The 17,690-nt window shown below is 62.7% G+C and carries 20 protein-coding genes and 1 riboswitch; of the genes, 7 read left to right on the top strand and 13 right to left on the bottom strand.

The genetic code is table 11. From position 1 onward, the window contains the following. The first annotated feature begins 186 nt into the window (after nucleotides 1-186). Complete coding sequence (locus IFU31_RS00715) at nucleotides 187-1,209, top strand: acyltransferase family protein (RefSeq protein WP_192102008.1); 1,023 nt, start codon at nucleotides 187-189, stop codon at nucleotides 1,207-1,209. 77 nt (nucleotides 1,210-1,286) lie between these two features. After that, a complete protein-coding gene (gene nfuA / locus IFU31_RS00710) occupies nucleotides 1,287-1,871 on the top strand; it encodes a Fe-S biogenesis protein NfuA (protein ID WP_049859622.1) in 585 nt (194 codons plus the stop codon). A 76-nt stretch (nucleotides 1,872-1,947) separates the two neighbouring features. On the opposite strand, the gene IFU31_RS00705 is transcribed toward nfuA, so the two are convergent. Genes IFU31_RS00705 through IFU31_RS00685 form a run of 5 tightly spaced genes read right to left on the bottom strand, consistent with a single transcriptional unit; the run spans nucleotide 1,948 to nucleotide 5,062 of the window. Beyond that, entirely contained in the window at nucleotides 1,948-2,946 is a 999-nt protein-coding gene (locus tag IFU31_RS00705) for a GlxA family transcriptional regulator (RefSeq protein WP_192102007.1), read from the bottom strand. A gap of 14 nt (nucleotides 2,947-2,960) precedes the next feature. Beyond that, entirely contained in the window at nucleotides 2,961-3,707 is a 747-nt protein-coding gene (cobM, locus tag IFU31_RS00700; protein WP_192102006.1) for a precorrin-4 C(11)-methyltransferase, read from the bottom strand. Nucleotides 3,708-3,741: 34 nt separating this feature from the next. After that, nucleotides 3,742-4,167: a cobalamin biosynthesis protein gene (locus tag IFU31_RS00695; protein WP_192102005.1), complete on the bottom strand. Its 426-nt coding sequence runs from the start codon at nucleotides 4,165-4,167 to the stop codon at nucleotides 3,742-3,744. A gap of 5 nt (nucleotides 4,168-4,172) precedes the next feature. Further along, the gene (locus tag IFU31_RS00690; protein WP_192102004.1) at nucleotides 4,173-4,856 is read right to left on the bottom strand and encodes a CbtA family protein; all 684 of its coding nucleotides are present in this window, start codon (nucleotides 4,854-4,856) and stop codon (nucleotides 4,173-4,175) included. Nucleotides 4,857-4,867: 11 nt separating this feature from the next. After that, a complete protein-coding gene (locus IFU31_RS00685) occupies nucleotides 4,868-5,062 on the bottom strand; it encodes a CbtB domain-containing protein (protein ID WP_122478101.1) in 195 nt (64 codons plus the stop codon). 130 nt (nucleotides 5,063-5,192) lie between these two features. Beyond that, a riboswitch (cobalamin riboswitch) is annotated at nucleotides 5,193-5,416 on the bottom strand. A gap of 105 nt (nucleotides 5,417-5,521) precedes the next feature. Between IFU31_RS00685 and IFU31_RS00680 the strand changes: the two genes are divergently transcribed. Beyond that, nucleotides 5,522-7,345 (top strand): monovalent cation:proton antiporter-2 (CPA2) family protein, encoded by a 1,824-nt coding sequence (locus IFU31_RS00680; RefSeq protein ID WP_192102003.1) that lies wholly within the window; start codon nucleotides 5,522-5,524, stop codon nucleotides 7,343-7,345. A 3-nt stretch (nucleotides 7,346-7,348) separates the two neighbouring features. Here IFU31_RS00680 and IFU31_RS00675 read toward each other — a convergent pair whose 3' ends face one another. Both IFU31_RS00675 and IFU31_RS00670 read right to left on the bottom strand, forming a co-directional pair. Next, nucleotides 7,349-8,473, bottom strand: coding sequence for a mechanosensitive ion channel family protein (locus tag IFU31_RS00675; RefSeq protein WP_185793339.1), 1,125 nt, complete (start codon nucleotides 8,471-8,473; stop codon nucleotides 7,349-7,351). A 77-nt stretch (nucleotides 8,474-8,550) separates the two neighbouring features. Further along, on the bottom strand, nucleotides 8,551-9,573 hold the full coding sequence (locus IFU31_RS00670) for a GlxA family transcriptional regulator (protein ID WP_122478096.1): 1,023 nt from the start codon (nucleotides 9,571-9,573) through the stop codon (nucleotides 8,551-8,553). A 104-nt stretch (nucleotides 9,574-9,677) separates the two neighbouring features. Here IFU31_RS00670 and IFU31_RS00665 point away from each other — a divergent pair, with 104 nt between their 5' ends. Further along, nucleotides 9,678-10,220, top strand: a complete 543-nt coding sequence (locus IFU31_RS00665; protein WP_192102002.1) for a DUF4946 domain-containing protein — start codon at nucleotides 9,678-9,680, stop codon at nucleotides 10,218-10,220. A 139-nt stretch (nucleotides 10,221-10,359) separates the two neighbouring features. Then, on the top strand, nucleotides 10,360-10,575 hold the full coding sequence (locus IFU31_RS00660) for a TOBE domain-containing protein (RefSeq protein ID WP_043189662.1): 216 nt from the start codon (nucleotides 10,360-10,362) through the stop codon (nucleotides 10,573-10,575). Nucleotides 10,576-10,709: 134 nt separating this feature from the next. Here IFU31_RS00660 and copD read toward each other — a convergent pair whose 3' ends face one another. Together copD and copC are read right to left on the bottom strand one after the other, a co-directional pair. Beyond that, a complete protein-coding gene (gene copD / locus IFU31_RS00655; RefSeq protein WP_192102001.1) occupies nucleotides 10,710-11,561 on the bottom strand; it encodes a copper homeostasis membrane protein CopD in 852 nt (283 codons plus the stop codon). A 2-nt stretch (nucleotides 11,562-11,563) separates the two neighbouring features. Then, nucleotides 11,564-11,923, bottom strand: a complete 360-nt coding sequence (gene copC, locus IFU31_RS00650) for a copper homeostasis periplasmic binding protein CopC (protein WP_192102000.1) — start codon at nucleotides 11,921-11,923, stop codon at nucleotides 11,564-11,566. 166 nt (nucleotides 11,924-12,089) lie between these two features. On the opposite strand from copC, the gene IFU31_RS00645 reads away from it, so the two are divergent. Beyond that, nucleotides 12,090-13,808, top strand: a complete 1,719-nt coding sequence (locus IFU31_RS00645; RefSeq protein ID WP_192101999.1) for a thiamine pyrophosphate-dependent enzyme — start codon at nucleotides 12,090-12,092, stop codon at nucleotides 13,806-13,808. Nucleotides 13,809-14,046: 238 nt separating this feature from the next. On the opposite strand, the gene aroQ is transcribed toward IFU31_RS00645, so the two are convergent. The 3 genes from aroQ to IFU31_RS00630 form a co-directional block, all read right to left on the bottom strand. Next, a complete protein-coding gene (gene aroQ, locus IFU31_RS00640) occupies nucleotides 14,047-14,499 on the bottom strand; it encodes a type II 3-dehydroquinate dehydratase (protein WP_122478089.1) in 453 nt (150 codons plus the stop codon). Between the two features lie 212 nt (nucleotides 14,500-14,711). Further along, a complete protein-coding gene (locus tag IFU31_RS00635; RefSeq protein ID WP_192101998.1) occupies nucleotides 14,712-15,059 on the bottom strand; it encodes a hypothetical protein in 348 nt (115 codons plus the stop codon). Between the two features lie 258 nt (nucleotides 15,060-15,317). Beyond that, nucleotides 15,318-16,460: a cysteine desulfurase family protein gene (locus IFU31_RS00630; RefSeq protein ID WP_192101997.1), complete on the bottom strand. Its 1,143-nt coding sequence runs from the start codon at nucleotides 16,458-16,460 to the stop codon at nucleotides 15,318-15,320. Nucleotides 16,461-16,642: 182 nt separating this feature from the next. Between IFU31_RS00630 and IFU31_RS00625 the strand changes: the two genes are divergently transcribed. Continuing rightward, nucleotides 16,643-17,110, top strand: coding sequence for an Lrp/AsnC ligand binding domain-containing protein (locus IFU31_RS00625; RefSeq protein WP_192101996.1), 468 nt, complete (start codon nucleotides 16,643-16,645; stop codon nucleotides 17,108-17,110). 138 nt (nucleotides 17,111-17,248) lie between these two features. Here the strand turns inward: IFU31_RS00625 and IFU31_RS00620 are convergent, their stop codons facing one another. Then, entirely contained in the window at nucleotides 17,249-17,572 is a 324-nt protein-coding gene (locus IFU31_RS00620; protein WP_192056013.1) for an RcnB family protein, read from the bottom strand. Between the last annotated feature and the right edge of the window lie 118 nt (nucleotides 17,573-17,690).

Raw genomic sequence — 17,690 nt, 5'->3', positions numbered from 1 at the left:
CATGAATTTCACTCATGTTCGGGAGGCCGGGCTCGTGCCTTTCCAGTCCCTTGCACAAGGCCCCGGAAGAAACTTGCAGCCGGTCAGTCATTGACGCGTGTCGCGACCTTTTCGAGTTTTTTGCAGTCCCACCCCTCGGAATGCCCTGAAAAGGGGCGCGAATTCTCGTTTCAAAAGGCGGTACGCATGCTGATTTCGCTTCAAGCTTTAAGGGCCCTGGCCGCCTGGATCGTAGTCTGCCATCACTTCATGCAGATTTTCTTCGACTTCCATGCCGCAGGCCCCATCGGTCAGTTCTTCACTGACCGGGGCGCGGTGGGCGTTGATATCTTTTTCGTCATCAGTGGGTTGGTCATCTACCTGTCGACCCAGGACAAGCAGATGCCCGCGGGGCGCTTCCTGCTCAACCGCGTCATTCGCATCGTCCCGGCCTATTGGCTGTACACCGCCTTGATGGGGCTGATGCTGGTCAGTCTGGGCCAATGGCTGCCTCATGCGGCGATCGACCTGCCGCACTTCATCCTCTCGCTGCTGTTCATTCCTTCGGAAAATCCCGGTGGCTACGGCCTGTACCCGACGCTGAACGTGGGCTGGACACTCAACTACGAGATGTTCTTCTACCTGCTGTTCTCGCTGGTGTTCACCGTGCCGCAGCGTTACCGCTCGCTGATCGTCGCCGCCGCCCTGGTCGCGGTCAGCGAAGTGCTCGGCCGCTATGGGGTGGTCAGCCGCTTCTATCAGAACAACATCATCTACGAGTTCCTGCTGGGCATCGGCATCGGCATGCTCTATCGCCGCGGCTGGATCGCCCAGGGCTTGTGGCTACCCCTGGCCGTGATCAGCGTGTCGGCGGTGCTGATCTATCACCTGGATTCCAGCGACCGGCTGTTGCACTGGGGCTTGCCCAGCGCGCTGATCGTCCTGGCTTGCGTGGCCATGGAGCCGCACTTCCGTGGCAGCCGCTTGCTAAAGACCCTGGGCGACTGTTCGTATTCGGTGTACCTGGTGCACGTGCTGGTGCTCTACGCCGGTTGGCTGGCCAGCGTCCACTGGCATCTGAACCCGTATTGGGTGTTTGCGTTCTGCGTGCCCACCATCGCCTTGGTGTCGTGGGCCAGCTACGTGTGGATCGAGAAGCGTCTGTACCAACGGGTCAGGCACTGGACCGACGCTCGCCTGGATTCGACCTCGATGGCCCGTACGGGGTGATTCCCGACCAAAACAGTCAGGCTTTGTCAGCGTCGTCGGATTCGCGTAAACTGCTGGCAAGTCTGTGAGGAACCACTATGAGCGCTATAACGATTACCGACGCTGCGCACGATTACCTGGCCGATCTGCTGAGCAAGCAGAACACGCCCGGGATCGGCATTCGCGTGTTCATCACCCAGCCAGGCACCCAGTACGCAGAGACGTGCATTGCCTACTGCAAGCCGGGTGAAGAAAAGCCGGAAGACACCGCCTTGGGCTTGAAAAGCTTCACCGCCTGGATCGACGCCGTCAGCGAAGCCTTCCTCGACGACGCCGTGGTCGACTACGCCACCGACCGCATGGGCGGGCAGCTCACCATCAAGGCGCCCAACGCCAAGGTGCCGATGGTCAACGCCGACAGCCCCGTCAACGAGCGCATCAACTACTATCTGCAAACCGAGATCAACCCCGGCCTGGCCAGCCACGGCGGGCAGGTCAGCCTGATCGACGTGGTCGAAGACGGCATTGCCGTGCTGCAGTTCGGCGGTGGTTGCCAGGGTTGTGGCCAGGCCGACGTCACCCTCAAGGACGGTATCGAGCGCACCCTGCTCGAGCGCATCCCGGAGCTCAAGGGCGTTCGCGATGTCACCGACCACACCCAGAAAGAAAACGCCTACTACTAGCTAGGCAGGCTGCCCCCGCGCCACGGCGCGAGGCCCGCACCCGGTTCGCTGCGCCCAAGCAGCCCGGTGCGGGCGGCTACTGGCCGAAGCGCTGGGCGTAACCTTGCGGACTCACTCCAAGCACCTTCTGAAAACTGCGCCGCAGGTTTTCCGCGTGGCCATAGCCGCACAGGCGCGCCACGCTCTGCAACGACAATTGCCCGCCCTGAATCATCGCCCGGGCCGCTTCCAGGCGGACCCGCTCGATATGCCGCGCCGGCGTGATATTCAGTTCGGCGAAGAAAACCCGGTACAACGTCCGCGGCGTCATGTTGGCCTTGTGTGCCAGCGCTTCCAGGGACAGATCGGCGCTCAGGTTCAGTGCGATCCATTCCAGCAACTCGGTCAGCCTCGACGTCGTTCCGTGGCAGCGCGCCAGGTGTGGACTGAATTGCGTCTGTCCACCCGAACGCTTGAGAAACAGCACCAGGCGGCGGGCGACGGCAAGGGCCAGGGGTCGGCCCAGGTCGGCCTCGATCAACGCCAGCGCCAGGTCGATCCCGGCGGTGACGCCTGCCGAGGTGAAAATGTGGCTGTGCCCGTCCTTGTCCGAGGGGTCGTAGGTGTGCAGCCGATCGCCTTGCACCTGCACATTGGCAAAGGCCTGCAAGGCCTCGACATCGTCCCAGTGAGTGGTGGCGATCAAGCCGTCCAGCAAGCCCGCGCTGGCAAGCATCAGCGCTCCCGAGCATACCGAACCCAAGCGTCGGACCGTGGGCGCGGCCTCGCGCAACCAGGCGAGCAGGGCAGTGTTCGCGCACTGTTCGGCATCGCTGCTGCCGCCGGGCAGCAGCACCGTGTCCAGGGTGCTGCAGTCCACCGACAGCCAGCTGGCGTCGGCATGCAGTTTCAACCCGGCGGAGGTCGCCACGGCGCCCGCTGCCTCCCCCAACAGCTGCAATTGGTAGAGTGGCGCCAGGCCCTGGCGGGCCAGCTCGACGTTGGCCGAGGCGAACACCTGCATCGGGCCGGTCACATCCAGGCTCATCACCCCGGGATAGATCAGGCAAGCAATCACTTTGGTGGAATCAGCCATGCAGTCCATGTCGTTCAAGAACGGTACAGGTGGGCATGGCCCGCACGGTACAGCGCCGAGTCGGCGAAACTGTCCGTGTGCAGCACGTGCCCCACGAGAATCAGCGCACTGCGCCGGAAGTCCTTGGCTGCGACCTTGAGCTGGATATCCGCCAGGGTGCCCAGCGCGAAGTCCTGATCCGGCCAGCTAGCCTTGTGAATCACGGCAACCGGGCAATCCGCGCCGTAGCTGGGCAGGAGCTCGGCGACGATTCGATCCAGATTCTTCACACCCAGGTGAATGGCCAACGTCGCGCCGTGCCGGGCCAGGCTGCCCAGGCTTTCACCCGGCGGCATCGGCGACTTGTCGCCATAGCGGGTGAGAATCACCGTCTGCGCCACATCGGGCAGGGTCAGCTCCACGCCCAGCAGCGCTGCGCAAGCGGCCGTAGCGGTCACGCCAGGAATGATCTGGTAGTCGATGCCATGTTCACGCAGGCAGCGAATCTGCTCGCCGATCGCGCCATACAGGCCGGGATCGCCGCTGTGCACCCGCGCCACGTCTTCGCCCCGGTCATGGGCCTGGCGCATCAGCTCGATGATCTGTTGCAGGTGCAGCTCGGCGCTGTTGTGCACCTGGTGCGCGGTGTGCCCTTCGAGCACCGCGTCGGGCACCAGCGAGCCGGCATAGATGATCACCGGGCAACGACGGATCAGGCGCTGGCCCTTGACGGTGATCAGATCCGGATCGCCCGGTCCGGCGCCGATGAAATAAACGGTCATGGGGATTCCTGACAGGCGGAGGGGTGAATGATATTCAAGTTCGCGCCACAGTGCAGCCGGTCCGATCCCGCGTACCGGCTATGGCAAGGGTAGCCATAGTCGTTTGCCGCCGGTTGACACGCAGTATCGACGCAGACGCCGTGCAGTGCTCGGCCATGGCCAGGGCGGCGCTTTCAGCAACACCCTGGCAACCAGTCGCTGCGAATGAGCGCGCGGAACGATGGCTGAGTCGATCCTCAAAGGGCGCCAGCGCCTGCGCGCTGTAGGTGGAGAAGGGCAGGGCAAGACGCTCGGCCAGCAGGAGCAGCCCTGGCTCGTGTGCCTTGAGGTCGATGCTGGCCAGGCCCTGCACATCCGCCCAGTCAAGCCGGTGTTCAAGCAGGGTCTGTTGCAGCAGCTCGTGCAGCGCCTGCGCGCTGCAACCTCGGCGACACCCGAACCCTACCCACAGCGCCGTCATCGGATTCAGCTACGGGCTCGGCGAAACAACCAGGTACTGATCAGGCCCAGGGCCAGCCAGAACACCGCATTGGTTACCAGTGAAGCAATCACGAACTGCTGTTCCAGCGCTTCGGGCGCCAGGCTCGCATGCTGTTCGGGTTGGGGCGCGCCAATGAGGTGCGGTACCAGCACGATGGCCAGGCCCAGCGCCTTGAGCAGCATGCCGCGGCCGAACACCAGCAGCGCCAGGCCCGCAGCTGTCGACGCGGCTGTGCCGATCCACCAAGTTTGCCGCGATGCCAGGTCTGCCGCCTGCGTGCCGGGCAGTTCCGGCGGCAGGCCCAGGTTCGGCGCCAGGCAGAACACCGCGAATCCACCCAACCCCCACAACAGTCCCTGGGCATTGCGACCAGGTGCCCGCAGCGTATAGAGCGCGACCAGCATCAGGGCGAAGCCGACAGCCACTACCAGATTGCCCCCGGCCGTGGACAGCACGCGCTGCCAGCCGTTTTCAGGTTCCCAGGCCTCGTCGTGCTCGTGCTCGTGCTCGGCGCCTGCGGCATCGGCATGCTCATGCTGCGCGGCAGGGGTTTCATAGGTTTCACCCTCAAGGATCAGCGGGGCGACCCAGAGGGCTTGCAGAAGCGTCAACAACAAAGCGGCCAGCAGCCCGCTGAACCCGGCGGTACGTACGATGTGCCTGATCATCTCGGTATTCCTCAATGGCACGGAAAGGCGGCGCTGTGCCGGGTGTCGTGAGCGGCGTTGTGCACGGCTTCGATATGCGAGAAACCGGCGAAGCCGACCAGGCAGCAGCCCAGCAGGAACGTACCAGTCGCCAGCGCAATGCGCTGGGCGAGGGTGGCGGTATGCGTTTGGGCGTGTTCAGGGCTGGTTGAGACGGTGCTGGACATGGCGTTCCCTCTGGTGGTCCCGACGGTGGCGGCTCCACGGTATGTGGTTCCGACAATCGGGCACGCGCACGCAGAAAGCCTGGCGCAGGCGCGCCATGCTCGCAACAGCGCCCGCCCACCGCGGGTTTGTCGATCACAGACAGTCTGGGCCGGTCTCCGGGCTTGCGAGGGGCGGTATGAGCCAGCCTTGAAAGCGTCGCCTTCCCACACCCATGACAGGCGCAGTGGATCTGACACTTCTCTCGCTTACCGTTGCGGGGGCAGCACCGGACTTGCGCCAGCATCCAATCGAAGCTGGCACTCACCGGTTTCCCGTTTCACCCTGTGAAGGGCACCCAAACGAAGCGCCTAGCAAATCATGTCGACGCGGGGCCGTCAATCCGTGCCCATGCCAGCGAGCGCCGGCGCCTGTAGAATGCTGCCGCGGTCCGCACTTTCCCATCCGACAAGGAGTTCCCCATGCCCGAAGAAGGCAACATGCTACAAGCCGCCGTGGTGTTCCTGCTGGCCGCGGTGATTGCCGTGCCGTTGGCCAAACGCCTGCAATTGGGTGCGGTGCTGGGCTATCTGTTCGCCGGGGTGGTCATCGGCCCGCAAGTGCTGGGCTGGGTCGGCGACCCACAGAGCGTCAGCCACATCTCGGAACTGGGGGTAGTCCTGCTGCTGTTCATCATTGGCCTGGAGCTGTCGCCCAAGCGGCTGTGGGTCATGCGCAAGGCCGTGTTCGGGGTTGGCCTGGCACAGGTGCTGTTGACCGCAGTGGTGATCGGCGCGGTGGCATTGCTCGGCTTCGGCCAGCCGTTGAACAGTGCTGTGGTGCTGGGTCTGGGCCTGGCCTTGTCGTCCACTGCATTCGGCCTGCAAAGCCTGGCCGAACGCAAGGAGCTGAACGCTCCCCACGGTCGCCTGGCCTTTGCCATCCTGCTGTTCCAGGACATTGCCGCGATTCCACTGATCGCCATGGTGCCGCTGCTGGCTGGCAGTGGCGGCGATGCGGGCGAGGGCAGTACGCTGGATCACGGCTTGCGGGTGCTGGGCAGCATCGCCGTGGTGGTGGTCGGTGGGCGCTACCTGTTGCGTCCGGTGTTTCGCGTCGTCGCCCGCACTGGCCTGCAGGAGGTGTCCACCGCCACGGCCTTGCTGGTGGTGATCGGCACCGCCTGGCTGATGGAACTGGCCGGTGTCTCCATGGCCCTGGGCGCCTTTCTCGCTGGCTTGCTGCTGGCCGATTCGGAATACCGGCACGAGTTGGAATCGCAGATCGAGCCGTTCAAGGGGCTGCTGCTGGGGCTGTTTTTCATCAGTGTCGGCATGGGCGCCAATCTGGGCCTGCTGCTCGAAAGCCCGGCACTGGTGCTGGGGCTGACGCTGCTGTTGATCGGCATCAAGCTGCCATTGCTGGTGTTGATCGGGCGTCTGGCCGGCGGCTTGGGCCGGCTCAGCGCCGTGCGCCTGGGTATCGTGCTGGCCGCCGGCGGCGAGTTCGCCTTCGTGGTGTTCAAGATAGGCCGCGAGCAGGGCCTGTTCGACGCGCGCCTGTACGACACCTTGCTGCTGACCATCACCCTGTCGATGGCGCTCACGCCATTGCTGTTGCTGCTGTGCGCACGCCTGCTGCGGGTCAAGACCCCGCCGGTGGAAGTGCCGGACGCCTACCGCGAGATCGAAAGCGACGCGCCGCGCGTGGTGATTGCCGGCATGGGCCGGATGGGGCAGATCGTTGCGCGGATCCTGCGGGCGCAGAAGATCAGCTTCGTAGCCTTGGACACCTCGGTGGAGTCCATCGAGTTCTCGCGCAGCTTCGGCCATTTGCCGGTGTTCTATGGCGACCCGCTGCGGCCGGAGATCCTGCGCGCAGCCAAGGTCGAGCAGGCCGAGTATTTCGTCATCGCCACCGACGATCCGGAAATCAACATCAAGACCGCCGAACTGGTCAACCGCCTGTACCCGCACGTGAAGATCATCGCCCGCGCGCGCAACCGCCAGCATGTGCACCGGCTGGTCGACCATGGCGCCCAGGCGGTTCGCGAAACCTACTACTCGAGCCTGGAAATCACCCGCCGAACCCTGGTCGGCCTGGGCCTGAGCCAGTCCCAGGCCGATGCGCGGATCAGCCGCTTCAAGCGCCATGACGAACAGGTGCTGCAGGCCCAGCATGCGATCTACGACGATGAAGCCAAGGTCATGCAGACCGCCCAGGAAGCACGCGCCGAGCTGGCCCGGCTGTTCGAATCCGATCGCCAGGACGAGAAGGCTGCCGCCAAGGGCGCGCCGCGGCGCTGAGAATCAAACCGGCGGCTGGCGGGCGACGTCGGCCGGCCCGTCTTCGTTGGCCGGATGCGGCGTGCGGGTCGACATTTCGGCGCGCAGCTGCGGCAGGCACTCGGGGTAGCGGTTGTTGACGAAAGTGATCAGCCGCTCGCGCACATGGCAGCGCGCATCCCAGTTGCGCGACGAATCCAGCGAGCTGAGCAGGATGCGCAACTGCATCGCCTTGTCGCTGGTATCGGTGACCTGCAGAACCACCACACGGCCGTCCCACAGGTGCGGAATTTCCTCGCACAGACGCTTGGTCTCGACGCGCAGCGCTTCCAGCGGCACCGAGTAGTCGACCCAGAGAAACACCGAGCCGATGATGCTGGACGTACTGCGGGTCCAGTTCTGGAACGGCTTCTCGATGAAGTACTGCAGAGGCACGACCATGCGCCGCTCATCCCAGATCTTCACCACCACGTAGGTCCCGGTGATCTCTTCGATACGCCCCCATTCGCCCTCGACGATGACCACGTCGTCGATGCGGATCGGCTGCGAAATGGCGATCTGCAAACCGGCGATGAGGTTGCCCAGCACCGGCTTGGCAGCAAAGCCGGCAGCCAGTCCCGCCAGGCCCGCCGACGCCAGCAGGCTGGTGCCGATCTGGCGCACCGCTGGAAACGTCATCAGGATCAGGGCGATGCCGAAAATCAGCACCAGTACGTTGAGGCACTGCACCAGCACCCGTACCTGGGTCTGGATGCGCCGGGCGGCAAGGTTGTCCTCGATGTCCAGCGGGTGCTTGAGGGTCATGGTGGTAGCCACGGCCTTGACACAGCGCAGGCCGAGCCAGGTCAGGCAGGCGGTGACCAGCATGCCGTTGAGGTGGCGCACGGTATTGATCATCAGCAGGTCGTCGGGCGCCGAGGTCCACACCGCCTGCAGGGCCATCAGCGGCATCAGCCACAGGGTCGGCTGCTCGGCACGGGCGACCAGTTGCTGCGCCAGTACGAAGGACTTGGAGACGCGTCGCAGGATGATCAGGCCGACCCAGCGGATCAGCAGAATGACGCATACGGCCAGCGCGGCGGCGATCAGCGTACTGAGCCAGGGCATCGGCACGCGGGCCAGCAAGGAATCGGGAAGGGCGTATTCCATGGGGCGGGTGCTCGCTTGAGGCATGAACTGGAGTCGACCGGCAAAGCTCGACACGGTTCCCCGTCATCCGCAGCCGATCAGTCTGCCAAGCGGGTTTCACGCGAGGGCGAGTGGCCAAAATAGCCGCTGTAGCACTTGCTGAAATGGCTCACCGAGACAAAGCCGCAGGCAATCGCCACGTCCATGATCGACAGCGTCGAATGCTGCAACAGACGACGTGCTTCGGTGACCCGCAGTTCCATATAGTAACGGTGCGGCGAAGTGCCAAGCTGGTCCTGGAACAGCCGGTCGATCTGGCGCCGCGAGCGGCCGACGAACTCGGCCAGTTGGTCCAGCGACAGCGGTTCCTCCAGATTGCTCTCCATCAGGTCGATGATGTTGCGCAGCGGCTGGCTGAGCTTGCCGGTCGCCTGGCCACCGGTGCGCTTGAAGCGCAGCCCTTCGAAGGCAAGAATGTGTTCCACCCCATTGGCCAGGGTCTCGCCGCGCTGCTGGCGGATCATTTCCATCATCATGCCGAAGCCGCCGTTGGGGCTGGCGGCGGTGGCGCGGTCGCGGTCGATGACCTGGCTGGCGGGGGTGACGGTGATCTGCGGGCTGAGTTCTGCCAGCGAAGCGCGGTTCTCCGGATGCACCGCGCAGCGATAGCCATCGAGCAGGCCTGCCTGGCCGAGAAACCAGGCGCCGTTCCACAGCCCACCCAGGGCAATGCCGCGACGGGCGCAGTCCGCCAGTATTCGACTGAGCAGCAGGGAAGGCCGCAGCGGCGTGCGAAAGCCGCCACAGATGATCAACAGGTCCACTTCGTCGTGCATGCCTGGCATCAGTGGCGCATCCGGCTGCAGCAGTATGCCCAGATCACTGATCACCTGGCCGGGCGCCAGCCCATAGGAGCGAATGGCGTAGGCCGCCGGACTGATCAGATTGGCAGTGACCAAGGTGTCGAGGCTGGCAGTGAAGGCGGCCAGGGAAAAATGCTCCAGCAGCACGAACCCCACGCGCAGGCTTGCCTGGTCGGTGTTGCGCAGGCGTCCGTTGGCCGAGGCAAGGTACAGCAGGTTCTTGCTTTGCCCGGCACCGCTGAAAACCCGTTGCGTCATTGCTGCCTGCTCCCTGGATTGCCACTGATCACAGCGGATATTAGCGTAGTGCTGCGGCCATGGGTCTGCGAGACTGACGGCCCTTTTGCCTTGGAGCAAGCCCCATGCCCTACCTGCGCCACGCCCACTGCCTGCTGCTGTGCTGTTTGATCGGCACACCGGTGTGGGCCGACGACAGCGTGATCGTCTGGCCCGCCGACTGGGACGTGCAGATCCTGCCCGACTCGGCCGATGCGCAGGGCCAGCCCAGCGGCAGCCGCCAGCGTGCCACCAAGACCGATGCCAATGGCGATCCGTTGATGATCGTCGAGATGACCCGTGGCGCACTGGCCCAGGACCATTCGGTCAACCTGGAAGCGGTGTTGCTGGAGATGCGCAAGGCCATCCAGATCAACTTTTCCCGCTCCGGCTACCAGAGCGTGTGCACCAAGGTCAAAGCGACCCGGCTGGGCAACCTGCCAGCTGCGCAGACCACCTGCAAGGTCACCCGCAACGGAACTCTCGCCATTACCCAGACCCTGGTCGCAGCGGTACAGCCCGGCATGGCCTATGGGTTCAGCTATGCAGGTTCTGCCGTGGGTTATCCGCAACTGGAGGCCGAGGTCATGGGCATACGCCAGGCACTGCGATTTGCCGAGCCCGAATAGCGAGGCGGGCCAGGTTGATGCTGCATATTCCCTGAAGGCATATAAAAAGCATTATTCATTCTTTTTAAATATCCGGTTGTAGGTGCAATCTCTACCTCACGCACTGCGGTGCGACCGAATGTCTAACGAGGATGACTGCATGACCATCAAAGCGATCAACGTACGCAACCAGTTCAAGGGCACCGTCAAGGAAATCATCGAAGGGCCGGTCGTCTCGGAAATCGACGTGCAGACCCCGGCCGGTATCGTCACCTCGGTGATCACCACGCGCTCGGTGCACGAGCTGGAATTGCAGATCGGCAGCGAAGTCATCGCTTTCGTGAAATCGACTGAAGTGTCCATCGCCAAACTGTAACAAACGCCTCGCATACTGATCACGCATTCACGTCTTATACCGTGGTGTCTTGTCAAGTTTGAAGCCGGAAAGATCTTGAGGGTCGTGCTCTTGCAGGGGAGCACGGCCCTTTTTTTGTCTGCGCCAGGGATGGCTCAAGTCAGCGGCGTAGGCGCCAGGGTGCCGAGCAAAGCCACTGCAGCCACGGCGCCCAGCCCGCACGCCCATTCAAGTGTAACGGTACGCTTGAGCCCATGGATGTCCAGCGGGCCCCGGGCCAATTGACGCCGGTGCCACAGGGCCAGGCCGAGCATGGCCAACACCAGCGCCAGCTTGATCGCCAGTACTGTGGCGAACCCGGATTGGCCAGGCAGCGGGAGGAACGTCCCGGTCAGCGCCCGGGTGTTGATGAGTCCGGTTATCAACATCCCGGCCACCAGCACACAACCCACGCCACTGAAGCGACCGAGCACCATGCGCAAGTCCTGGTCGCCGGGTCGAGCCAGTACGAACATCAGCAGCATCAGACCGCCCAGCCAAGCACCGACGCACAGCAGGTGGATCAACTGATTGATCACCAGCCAGGTGCCAGCGGCGCCTTCGAGCATGGCTGCATGGCCTACCGGCGCGAGCGTTGCCAGCGCCAGTGCACTCAAGGGCCTGGCCACTACTTGCAGTTTCGGATGGGGAAGGCGCAGACACACCAGGACCGCCACGCAGGCAAACAGATGCAGCGTCCAGACCTTGCCGAAGAAGGTTTCCGCCAGCACCCGTCGAACCAGCGCCATGTCCAGCGAGCCGCCCAGCTCATAAGCCACGGCGAACAGCCAGGCCACGCCGCTGATCAGGGCCAGTGCAGCCAGCAGGCACACCAACGGATCGATCAGGTTACGCAACCGACCCATCTGGCTGGGGTGCACGAGCAGCAACGGGCGAAACATGCACGCACCGAACACCAGCATCAGGCTGGTGAAATGCAGGAAACGCAGAGCGATCAATACACTCATGGTCACGGACTCACGGTGAAGCTGTATTCACCCGCACTTTTGTGGGTATCCACCGACACGACCTGCCAGTGCACCGTGTACTGACCCGCTGCCAGGGGCGCGGCAGGTTTGATCACAAGGGTCTTCGCATCGTCCGCAGCACTGGCCAAGGGCTGCAAGGCTACCGCGTCGCCGTCCGCCGCAGTCACGCTCACCTGGCTGAAACCCAGTTCAATTGCTTCGGAAAAACCCAGGCTCAATTGCGCCGGGGCAACGACGGTGGTATCCGCAGCGGGCACAGGGTGGGTCAGATGGGCGTGGGCCATGGCCAGGGGCGATACGAGAACGAGCAGGGCGGTGCTGAGCAACTGGCGAGCAGACATGGCAATGGCCTTGAACACTGAAAAAGGCCGCCAATAAAGCATGATCCTGCGCGCCGGGCAACGTCGTCGACCGGTCATGCGGTTGCAGCTGGGCGGCACCAGCCGGGCTGAACTCCCTGCGCGAGCTCAAGCCTAAGCAGCATGACTCTCTGACCAGGAGGCCTCCATGGCCAGCAAGAAAGTAGCCGACATCGTGATCCAGACCCTGCAGCAGGCCGGGGTTCGCAACTGCTACGGCATCGTCGGCGACACGCTCAACCACGTCACCGACGCGATCAAGCGCAGCGAGATCGAATGGGTCCACGTGCGCCATGAAGAAGCTGCGGCATTCGCCGCGGGCGCCGAGTCGTTCATCAGCGGTCGACTGACGGCCTGCGCCGGTTCCTGCGGCCCCGGTGGCCTGCATTTCATCAACGGTATCTTCGAAGCCCAGCGCAACAAGGCGCCCATGGTGCTGATTGCCAGCCAAATCGTGACCAGCGAGCTGGGCATGGACTTTCCCCAGGAAGTGGACTTCAAAGCCATCTACGGCAGTTGCACGGTGTTCTGCGAACAGGTGTACACGCCGGAGCAGGCGCGCCGAGTGACCACCCTGGCCGCGCAAACCGCCTTGAACGAAGGGGGAGTAGCGGTGATCATCCTGCCATCGGACATCAGTGCTGCCGAGGTCAAGAATGACCGCCCGTTCAGCGTTCACCAGCCTCGTCCGGTACTGCAACCCAGCCCCGACGAACTGGCCGAGATCGCCGCCATTCTTGCCGAAGGCAAGAAGATCGCGATCTACGCCGGGGTCGGCTGTGAAGGTGCCCACGACGAGCTGATCGAGCTGGCTCACCGACTCAAGGCGCCCATTGCCCACACCTCACGGGCCAAGGACTTCGTCGAATACGACAACCCATACAACATGGGCATGACCGGCGTGTTCGGGGTCGAATCCGGCTACCACGCGATGATGGAGTGCGACACCCTGCTGCTGCTGGGCGCCGACTTCGCCTGGGGCCAGTTCTACCCGCAGAATGCGCGGATCGTTCAAGTCGACCGCAAAGGCGCTCACTTGGGTCGTCGCCACCCGATCGAACTGGGGGTGGTGGGCGACGTCCTGCCGACCTTGCAGGCGTTGTTGCCACTGCTGGCCGAGCGTAGCGAACACAGCTTTCTGGAAGACTGCTTGAAGGTGCGGCAGAAAACCTTAAAGACCCTGGCCCATGACCAGCGTCATACCGACGGGCATCTGATTCACCCGCAGTACCTGACCCACCTGTTGGACAAACACGCCAGCGAAGACGCGCTGTTCACCGCCGACGGTGGCTCACCCATGGTCTGGGTGTTGCGTCACATCAACACCAACGGTCAGCGCCGTACGCTCACCAGCCTGCGCCACGGCACCATGGCCAATGCCATGCCCCAGGCACTGGGCCTGCAGAAAGCCTACCCGCAACGCCAGGTCATTTCGCTGTCGGGCGACGGTGGCTTGGCCATGCTGCTGGGTGATCTGCTCACAGCCGTTCAGGAAAAGCTGCCGATCAAGGTGGTGGTGTTCAACAACAGTTCATTGAACTTCGTCCAGATCGAACAGAAAGTTGAAGGCTTGCTGGATAACTTCACCGACCTGCACAACCCGGACTTCGCCAAATTGGCTGAAGTCATGGGCTTCTACGGTGAGCAGGTGTCCGATGGCGCCAGCCTCGAAGCGGCGGTGCAGCGCTTCCTGAACCATCCTGGCCCGGCGCTGCTGGATGTAAAGGTCAATCCCGAAGAACTGGTGATGCCACCGAAGATCGAGTTCTCGCAGGTGTCCAACATGGCCCTGTATTCGGCCAAGGCCATGCTCAGCGGTCGCGCCGACGATGTGGCGCACATGCTTGTCGACAACTTCATCAAGTAGACGCTCGCGAGCGAGTGTGACCAGGCCGCCCAGTCAGACTCGGCGGCCTATTTGTTTTCCTTGCTCTCTTTATGGATCAGGTACATGACGTAACCGAACGAACCCAGGGTCGCGGTTATGATGGTCAACATGATCACACCGTCCATGACACACCTCCAGAAAAATGAAATTTCGTTCAGGTGACTATGAGCGTTGAAGGCAAGTAAAAACAGATTCAGAAAGCGGTAAAAAAACCGGATCAGATGGCCGTCTTGCCGCCGAGCAGTTTGCCGAAGTGGGCAATGGCCAGCTTGTAGCCGTGGGTACCGAAGCCGGCAATGACGCCCACCGCTACCTTCGATACGAATGATTGATGGCGGAATTCCTCGCGCCGATGAACGTTGGAAATATGCACTTCCAGCACTGGCACTTCGCAGGCAATCAGGGCGTCATGAATGGCGATCGAGGTATGGGTCCACGCGCCCGGGTTGATGACGATGCCGGCAACGCGCTGGCGGGCCTGATGGATCCAGTCGATCATCTGTCCTTCATGATTGGTCTGGCGGCATTCGACCGCAAAGCCCAGTTCCTGTCCGCTCTGCACGGCCATGGCTTCGACATCGGCCAGGGTTTCATGGCCGTAGACCGCAGGTTCGCGCAAACCCAGCATGTTGAGATTGGGGCCGTTGAGTACGAGGATGATCTGGGACATGAGGCTTCCTGGTCAGATGGGATCGAGCCGTGCGGGCAAGGCGCCGCACTGGGGCGATGGGACCGGAAGAATACCGAAAAAGACGCTGTATGTGAGGGACGTGAAAACGGGTGGCATGTCCTGATGCGGTTGTACGCACCTTCTGACACCCACCCGCCTTCGATTTCGGTAACGCTGTCGGCAGGGGCACCTGGTGCCCGTCTGCCTCAGAATCAGTTACCGCTGCTACCGCCTGCGCCGCTGCCTGCACCTTTGCCCGAGCTTGCGCCGTTACCGGAACCCGAACCCATCGAGCCACTGTTGGCGCCGCTGCTGTTCCCGGTGCCGTTGCTGAATGTGCCCTGGCCGTTCGGGGTACCCGACGTGGTGCTGCCGCTGCTGCTGTTGGCATCGTTAGCGCGGCCGTTGCCCATCTGGTTGCCAGTGCGGGTGTCGGTGCTGGTGCTTGGAGTCGAAGGGGTGGGTTCCTTGCCTGGAGGCACCGAACCGGCCAACGCATACATACTGGTGGCAGACAGCAGGCCAACAAGGGCAAAGCGAGTGATCGTGCGAGTGACCATGGTATTTCTCCGTTATAGGTATCGGTACGAAGATTTGGGCATCGGATTGCCATCGTCGGTGCCCTGAAGCCGACGAACGGTAGTTTGGAGATTTTCTGATGCTCTCAGGGCGGGTTATGGCTACGAACCTTTCATCGTGGGACGTTAGTCACTGCGCGGCGCCCTTTTCGCGGCCACGGACCGCTCCTACGGGACACTCATGCCGTAAGAGCGGTCTGTGGCCGCGAAAAGAACGACGCGGTTACCAGGCCTTCGATTTCACCAGAATGGCGCGGGGGCCTGCAGAGCGGCGGCGATCACGGCAATGGCCTGGTCGACATCCTCCTGAGTGCTGTAGCGGCCCAGACTCACTCGCAAGCTGTTCACAGCCTGAGCCTGGCTCAAGCCCAGTGCCAGCAACACGTGGGATGCCGTGGCACTTGCCGAATTGCAGGCGGAGGTCGACGACACCGCGATACGGCCAGCAACGGCCTGCATTGAAAAAGACGGGCTGGCGATGCAGACGTTCAAGGTATGGGGAATCCGCTGCTGCGCGCAGCCGTTGAGCGTTACACCAGACAACGCCAGCAACCCTTCGCGCAAGCCCTGGGCCAGTTGCGCGATATGCGCGTTATCGGCGTGCATCTGCGCCGAGGCCTGGGCAAATGCCGCACCCATGCCAACGATCTGGTGGGTGGGCAAGGTGCCTGAGCGCAGGCCCTGCTCATGGCCACCGCCATGCATCTGGGCGCGCAACGAAGGTCGCGCTCGCGGTCCGACGTACAGGGCGCCGATGCCTTTGGGGCCATAAAGCTTGTGCGCCGACAGGGACAGCAGGTCGATGGCCATGCCGGACAAATCGATGTCGACCTTGCCGGCCGCCTGGGCGGCGTCCACATGGAGCAGTGCGCCGTGGTCCTTCACCATCTGCGCGACTCGGGCGATATCGGTCAGGGTGCCCAGTTCGTTGTTGACCCACATCAGCGACACCACCCGGGTATTGGCTCGCAACGCTCGAGCAACGGCCTCCGGTTGGATGAGGCCGTTGGCGTCCGGAGTAAGCCAGGTGACTTCGCAGCCCGCGGCGTGTTGCTCGCGCACGGTGTCGATGACGGCCTTGTGCTCCAGCACGCTGGTGACGATATGGTCACCGGGACGGGTGCAGCCCTTGATGGCCAGGTTGTTCGACTCGGTCGCGCCTGAAGTCCAGACGATGTCTTCGGCGGGAGCATTGAGCAGTTCCGCCACTTGCCGCCTGGCCAATTCGACGGCTTGGCGTGCCTGCTGGCCATAGGCGTGGGCACTCGATGCAGGGTTGCCGAACAGCGCATCGCGCCCCATGCAGGCGAGCATGGCTTTGACCACGTGATCGTCAATGGGCGTGGTGGCGGCGTAATCCAGGTATACGGGGAGGGTGGGCATGGCGTGTCGACCAGGTCTGATTCGGTGCTGCCTATGTTAGCCATGCATGGAGTGAAAAAAATTGACTTCTAGGCTAGCCCAACCTGCTTTAGAGCAAAGAATTTGCCTGGAGTGGCCATAAAAGAGAATAACATTGCATCCATGCTCACCCCTATCAATCACTCAAGCAGGCCTGACCCACCGTGGACAAGTTCGACATGGCAATCCTCGAGATACTCCAGGCCGATTGCACCCGCCCGCTGGCAGACATTGCCGAGCAGATTGGTCTGGGTGGTACCGCCTGCTGGCGCCGCATACAGAAGATGGAACAGCAGGGCGTGATCACCCAGCGGGTCGCACTGCTCGATGCGAGCGAGTTGAATGTGGCCGTGACGGTGTTCGCCGAACTGCGCACGCAGCGACACAACGCCCAGTGGCTGGCTGACTTCCACACCGTTATCGGCGAACTGCCCGAGGTCGTGGAATGCTATCGAATGGCAGGGGATACAGACTACATGTTGCGCATCGTCGTGCCTGATATCGCCGGGTACGATGCTGTGTACAAGCGCTTGATCCAGGTGGAGGGCATCAGCGACATCAGCTCGACCTTTGCCATGGAGCGCATCAAGTCGACCACGCTGCTACCGTTGCACTATGTTAGACGCACCTAGCCCATAACGCCTGATAGACCGCGTCGCCCGTTTCGCGGCCACAGACCGCTCCTACCTGTAGGAGCGGCCACGCCGCGAAGAAACAACGCGTCATTACCGGCCCAGACATCTTGGAATACCCGGACTAGAGCGCAAATCTCACTTCTTGACCGAAGACTTGTCGATCATTTCCACGATGGTGCCGTTCGGGATGTTCACGCGTACGTACTTGTCCTTGATCTCGACCCACTGTTCATTCTCTTCAGGCTGCACCAGGCCGTGCTTGGCCGGGTCGATCGCCAGTTCCTTGCGCTTGTAGGAATCCGGCACCTTGTCGCCTTCCTTGATTTCGTGCATGCCATTGCCCGGACGATCCAGGGTCACGCTTTCTTCCTTGGTGTCGGTCTGGGCTGCGAAGGCAGGCACACTCAGTGCGCACAGGGCAGCAAGAGCGAGGCGGGGCAGCAGCTTGGAAGTGGTCATGATAATTATCCTTGATGGTCGAATAAGGCTCTGGTTCAGCCAAAATGTCAGCGTTGACATGCTATTGACCGGCGCCGGAGCCGATGTTTCCGCAGAAGTTTCAACATCCGGTTGCGAC

It is taken from the genome of Pseudomonas sp. CFBP 13602, from assembly GCF_014842725.1.
Classification (GTDB): domain Bacteria; phylum Pseudomonadota; class Gammaproteobacteria; order Pseudomonadales; family Pseudomonadaceae; genus Aquipseudomonas; species Aquipseudomonas baltica.
This window is presented reverse-complemented; position numbering and strand designations above follow the sequence as displayed.

Coding starts and splice junctions, on each gene's coding strand:
- IFU31_RS00715 (WP_192102008.1), top strand. CDS start 187: ATGCTGATTTCGCTTCAAGCTTTAAGGGCCCTGGCCGCCTGGATCGTA.
- nfuA (WP_049859622.1), top strand. CDS start 1,287: ATGAGCGCTATAACGATTACCGACGCTGCGCACGATTACCTGGCCGAT.
- IFU31_RS00705 (WP_192102007.1), bottom strand. CDS start 2,946: ATGGCTGATTCCACCAAAGTGATTGCTTGCCTGATCTATCCCGGGGTG.
- cobM (WP_192102006.1), bottom strand. CDS start 3,707: ATGACCGTTTATTTCATCGGCGCCGGACCGGGCGATCCGGATCTGATC.
- IFU31_RS00695 (WP_192102005.1), bottom strand. CDS start 4,167: ATGACGGCGCTGTGGGTAGGGTTCGGGTGTCGCCGAGGTTGCAGCGCG.
- IFU31_RS00690 (WP_192102004.1), bottom strand. CDS start 4,856: ATGATCAGGCACATCGTACGTACCGCCGGGTTCAGCGGGCTGCTGGCC.
- IFU31_RS00685 (WP_122478101.1), bottom strand. CDS start 5,062: ATGTCCAGCACCGTCTCAACCAGCCCTGAACACGCCCAAACGCATACC.
- IFU31_RS00680 (WP_192102003.1), top strand. CDS start 5,522: ATGCCCGAAGAAGGCAACATGCTACAAGCCGCCGTGGTGTTCCTGCTG.
- IFU31_RS00675 (WP_185793339.1), bottom strand. CDS start 8,473: ATGGAATACGCCCTTCCCGATTCCTTGCTGGCCCGCGTGCCGATGCCC.
- IFU31_RS00670 (WP_122478096.1), bottom strand. CDS start 9,573: ATGACGCAACGGGTTTTCAGCGGTGCCGGGCAAAGCAAGAACCTGCTG.
- IFU31_RS00665 (WP_192102002.1), top strand. CDS start 9,678: ATGCCCTACCTGCGCCACGCCCACTGCCTGCTGCTGTGCTGTTTGATC.
- IFU31_RS00660 (WP_043189662.1), top strand. CDS start 10,360: ATGACCATCAAAGCGATCAACGTACGCAACCAGTTCAAGGGCACCGTC.
- copD (WP_192102001.1), bottom strand. CDS start 11,561: ATGAGTGTATTGATCGCTCTGCGTTTCCTGCATTTCACCAGCCTGATG.
- copC (WP_192102000.1), bottom strand. CDS start 11,923: ATGTCTGCTCGCCAGTTGCTCAGCACCGCCCTGCTCGTTCTCGTATCG.
- IFU31_RS00645 (WP_192101999.1), top strand. CDS start 12,090: ATGGCCAGCAAGAAAGTAGCCGACATCGTGATCCAGACCCTGCAGCAG.
- aroQ (WP_122478089.1), bottom strand. CDS start 14,499: ATGTCCCAGATCATCCTCGTACTCAACGGCCCCAATCTCAACATGCTG.
- IFU31_RS00635 (WP_192101998.1), bottom strand. CDS start 15,059: ATGGTCACTCGCACGATCACTCGCTTTGCCCTTGTTGGCCTGCTGTCT.
- IFU31_RS00630 (WP_192101997.1), bottom strand. CDS start 16,460: ATGCCCACCCTCCCCGTATACCTGGATTACGCCGCCACCACGCCCATT.
- IFU31_RS00620 (WP_192056013.1), bottom strand. CDS start 17,572: ATGACCACTTCCAAGCTGCTGCCCCGCCTCGCTCTTGCTGCCCTGTGC.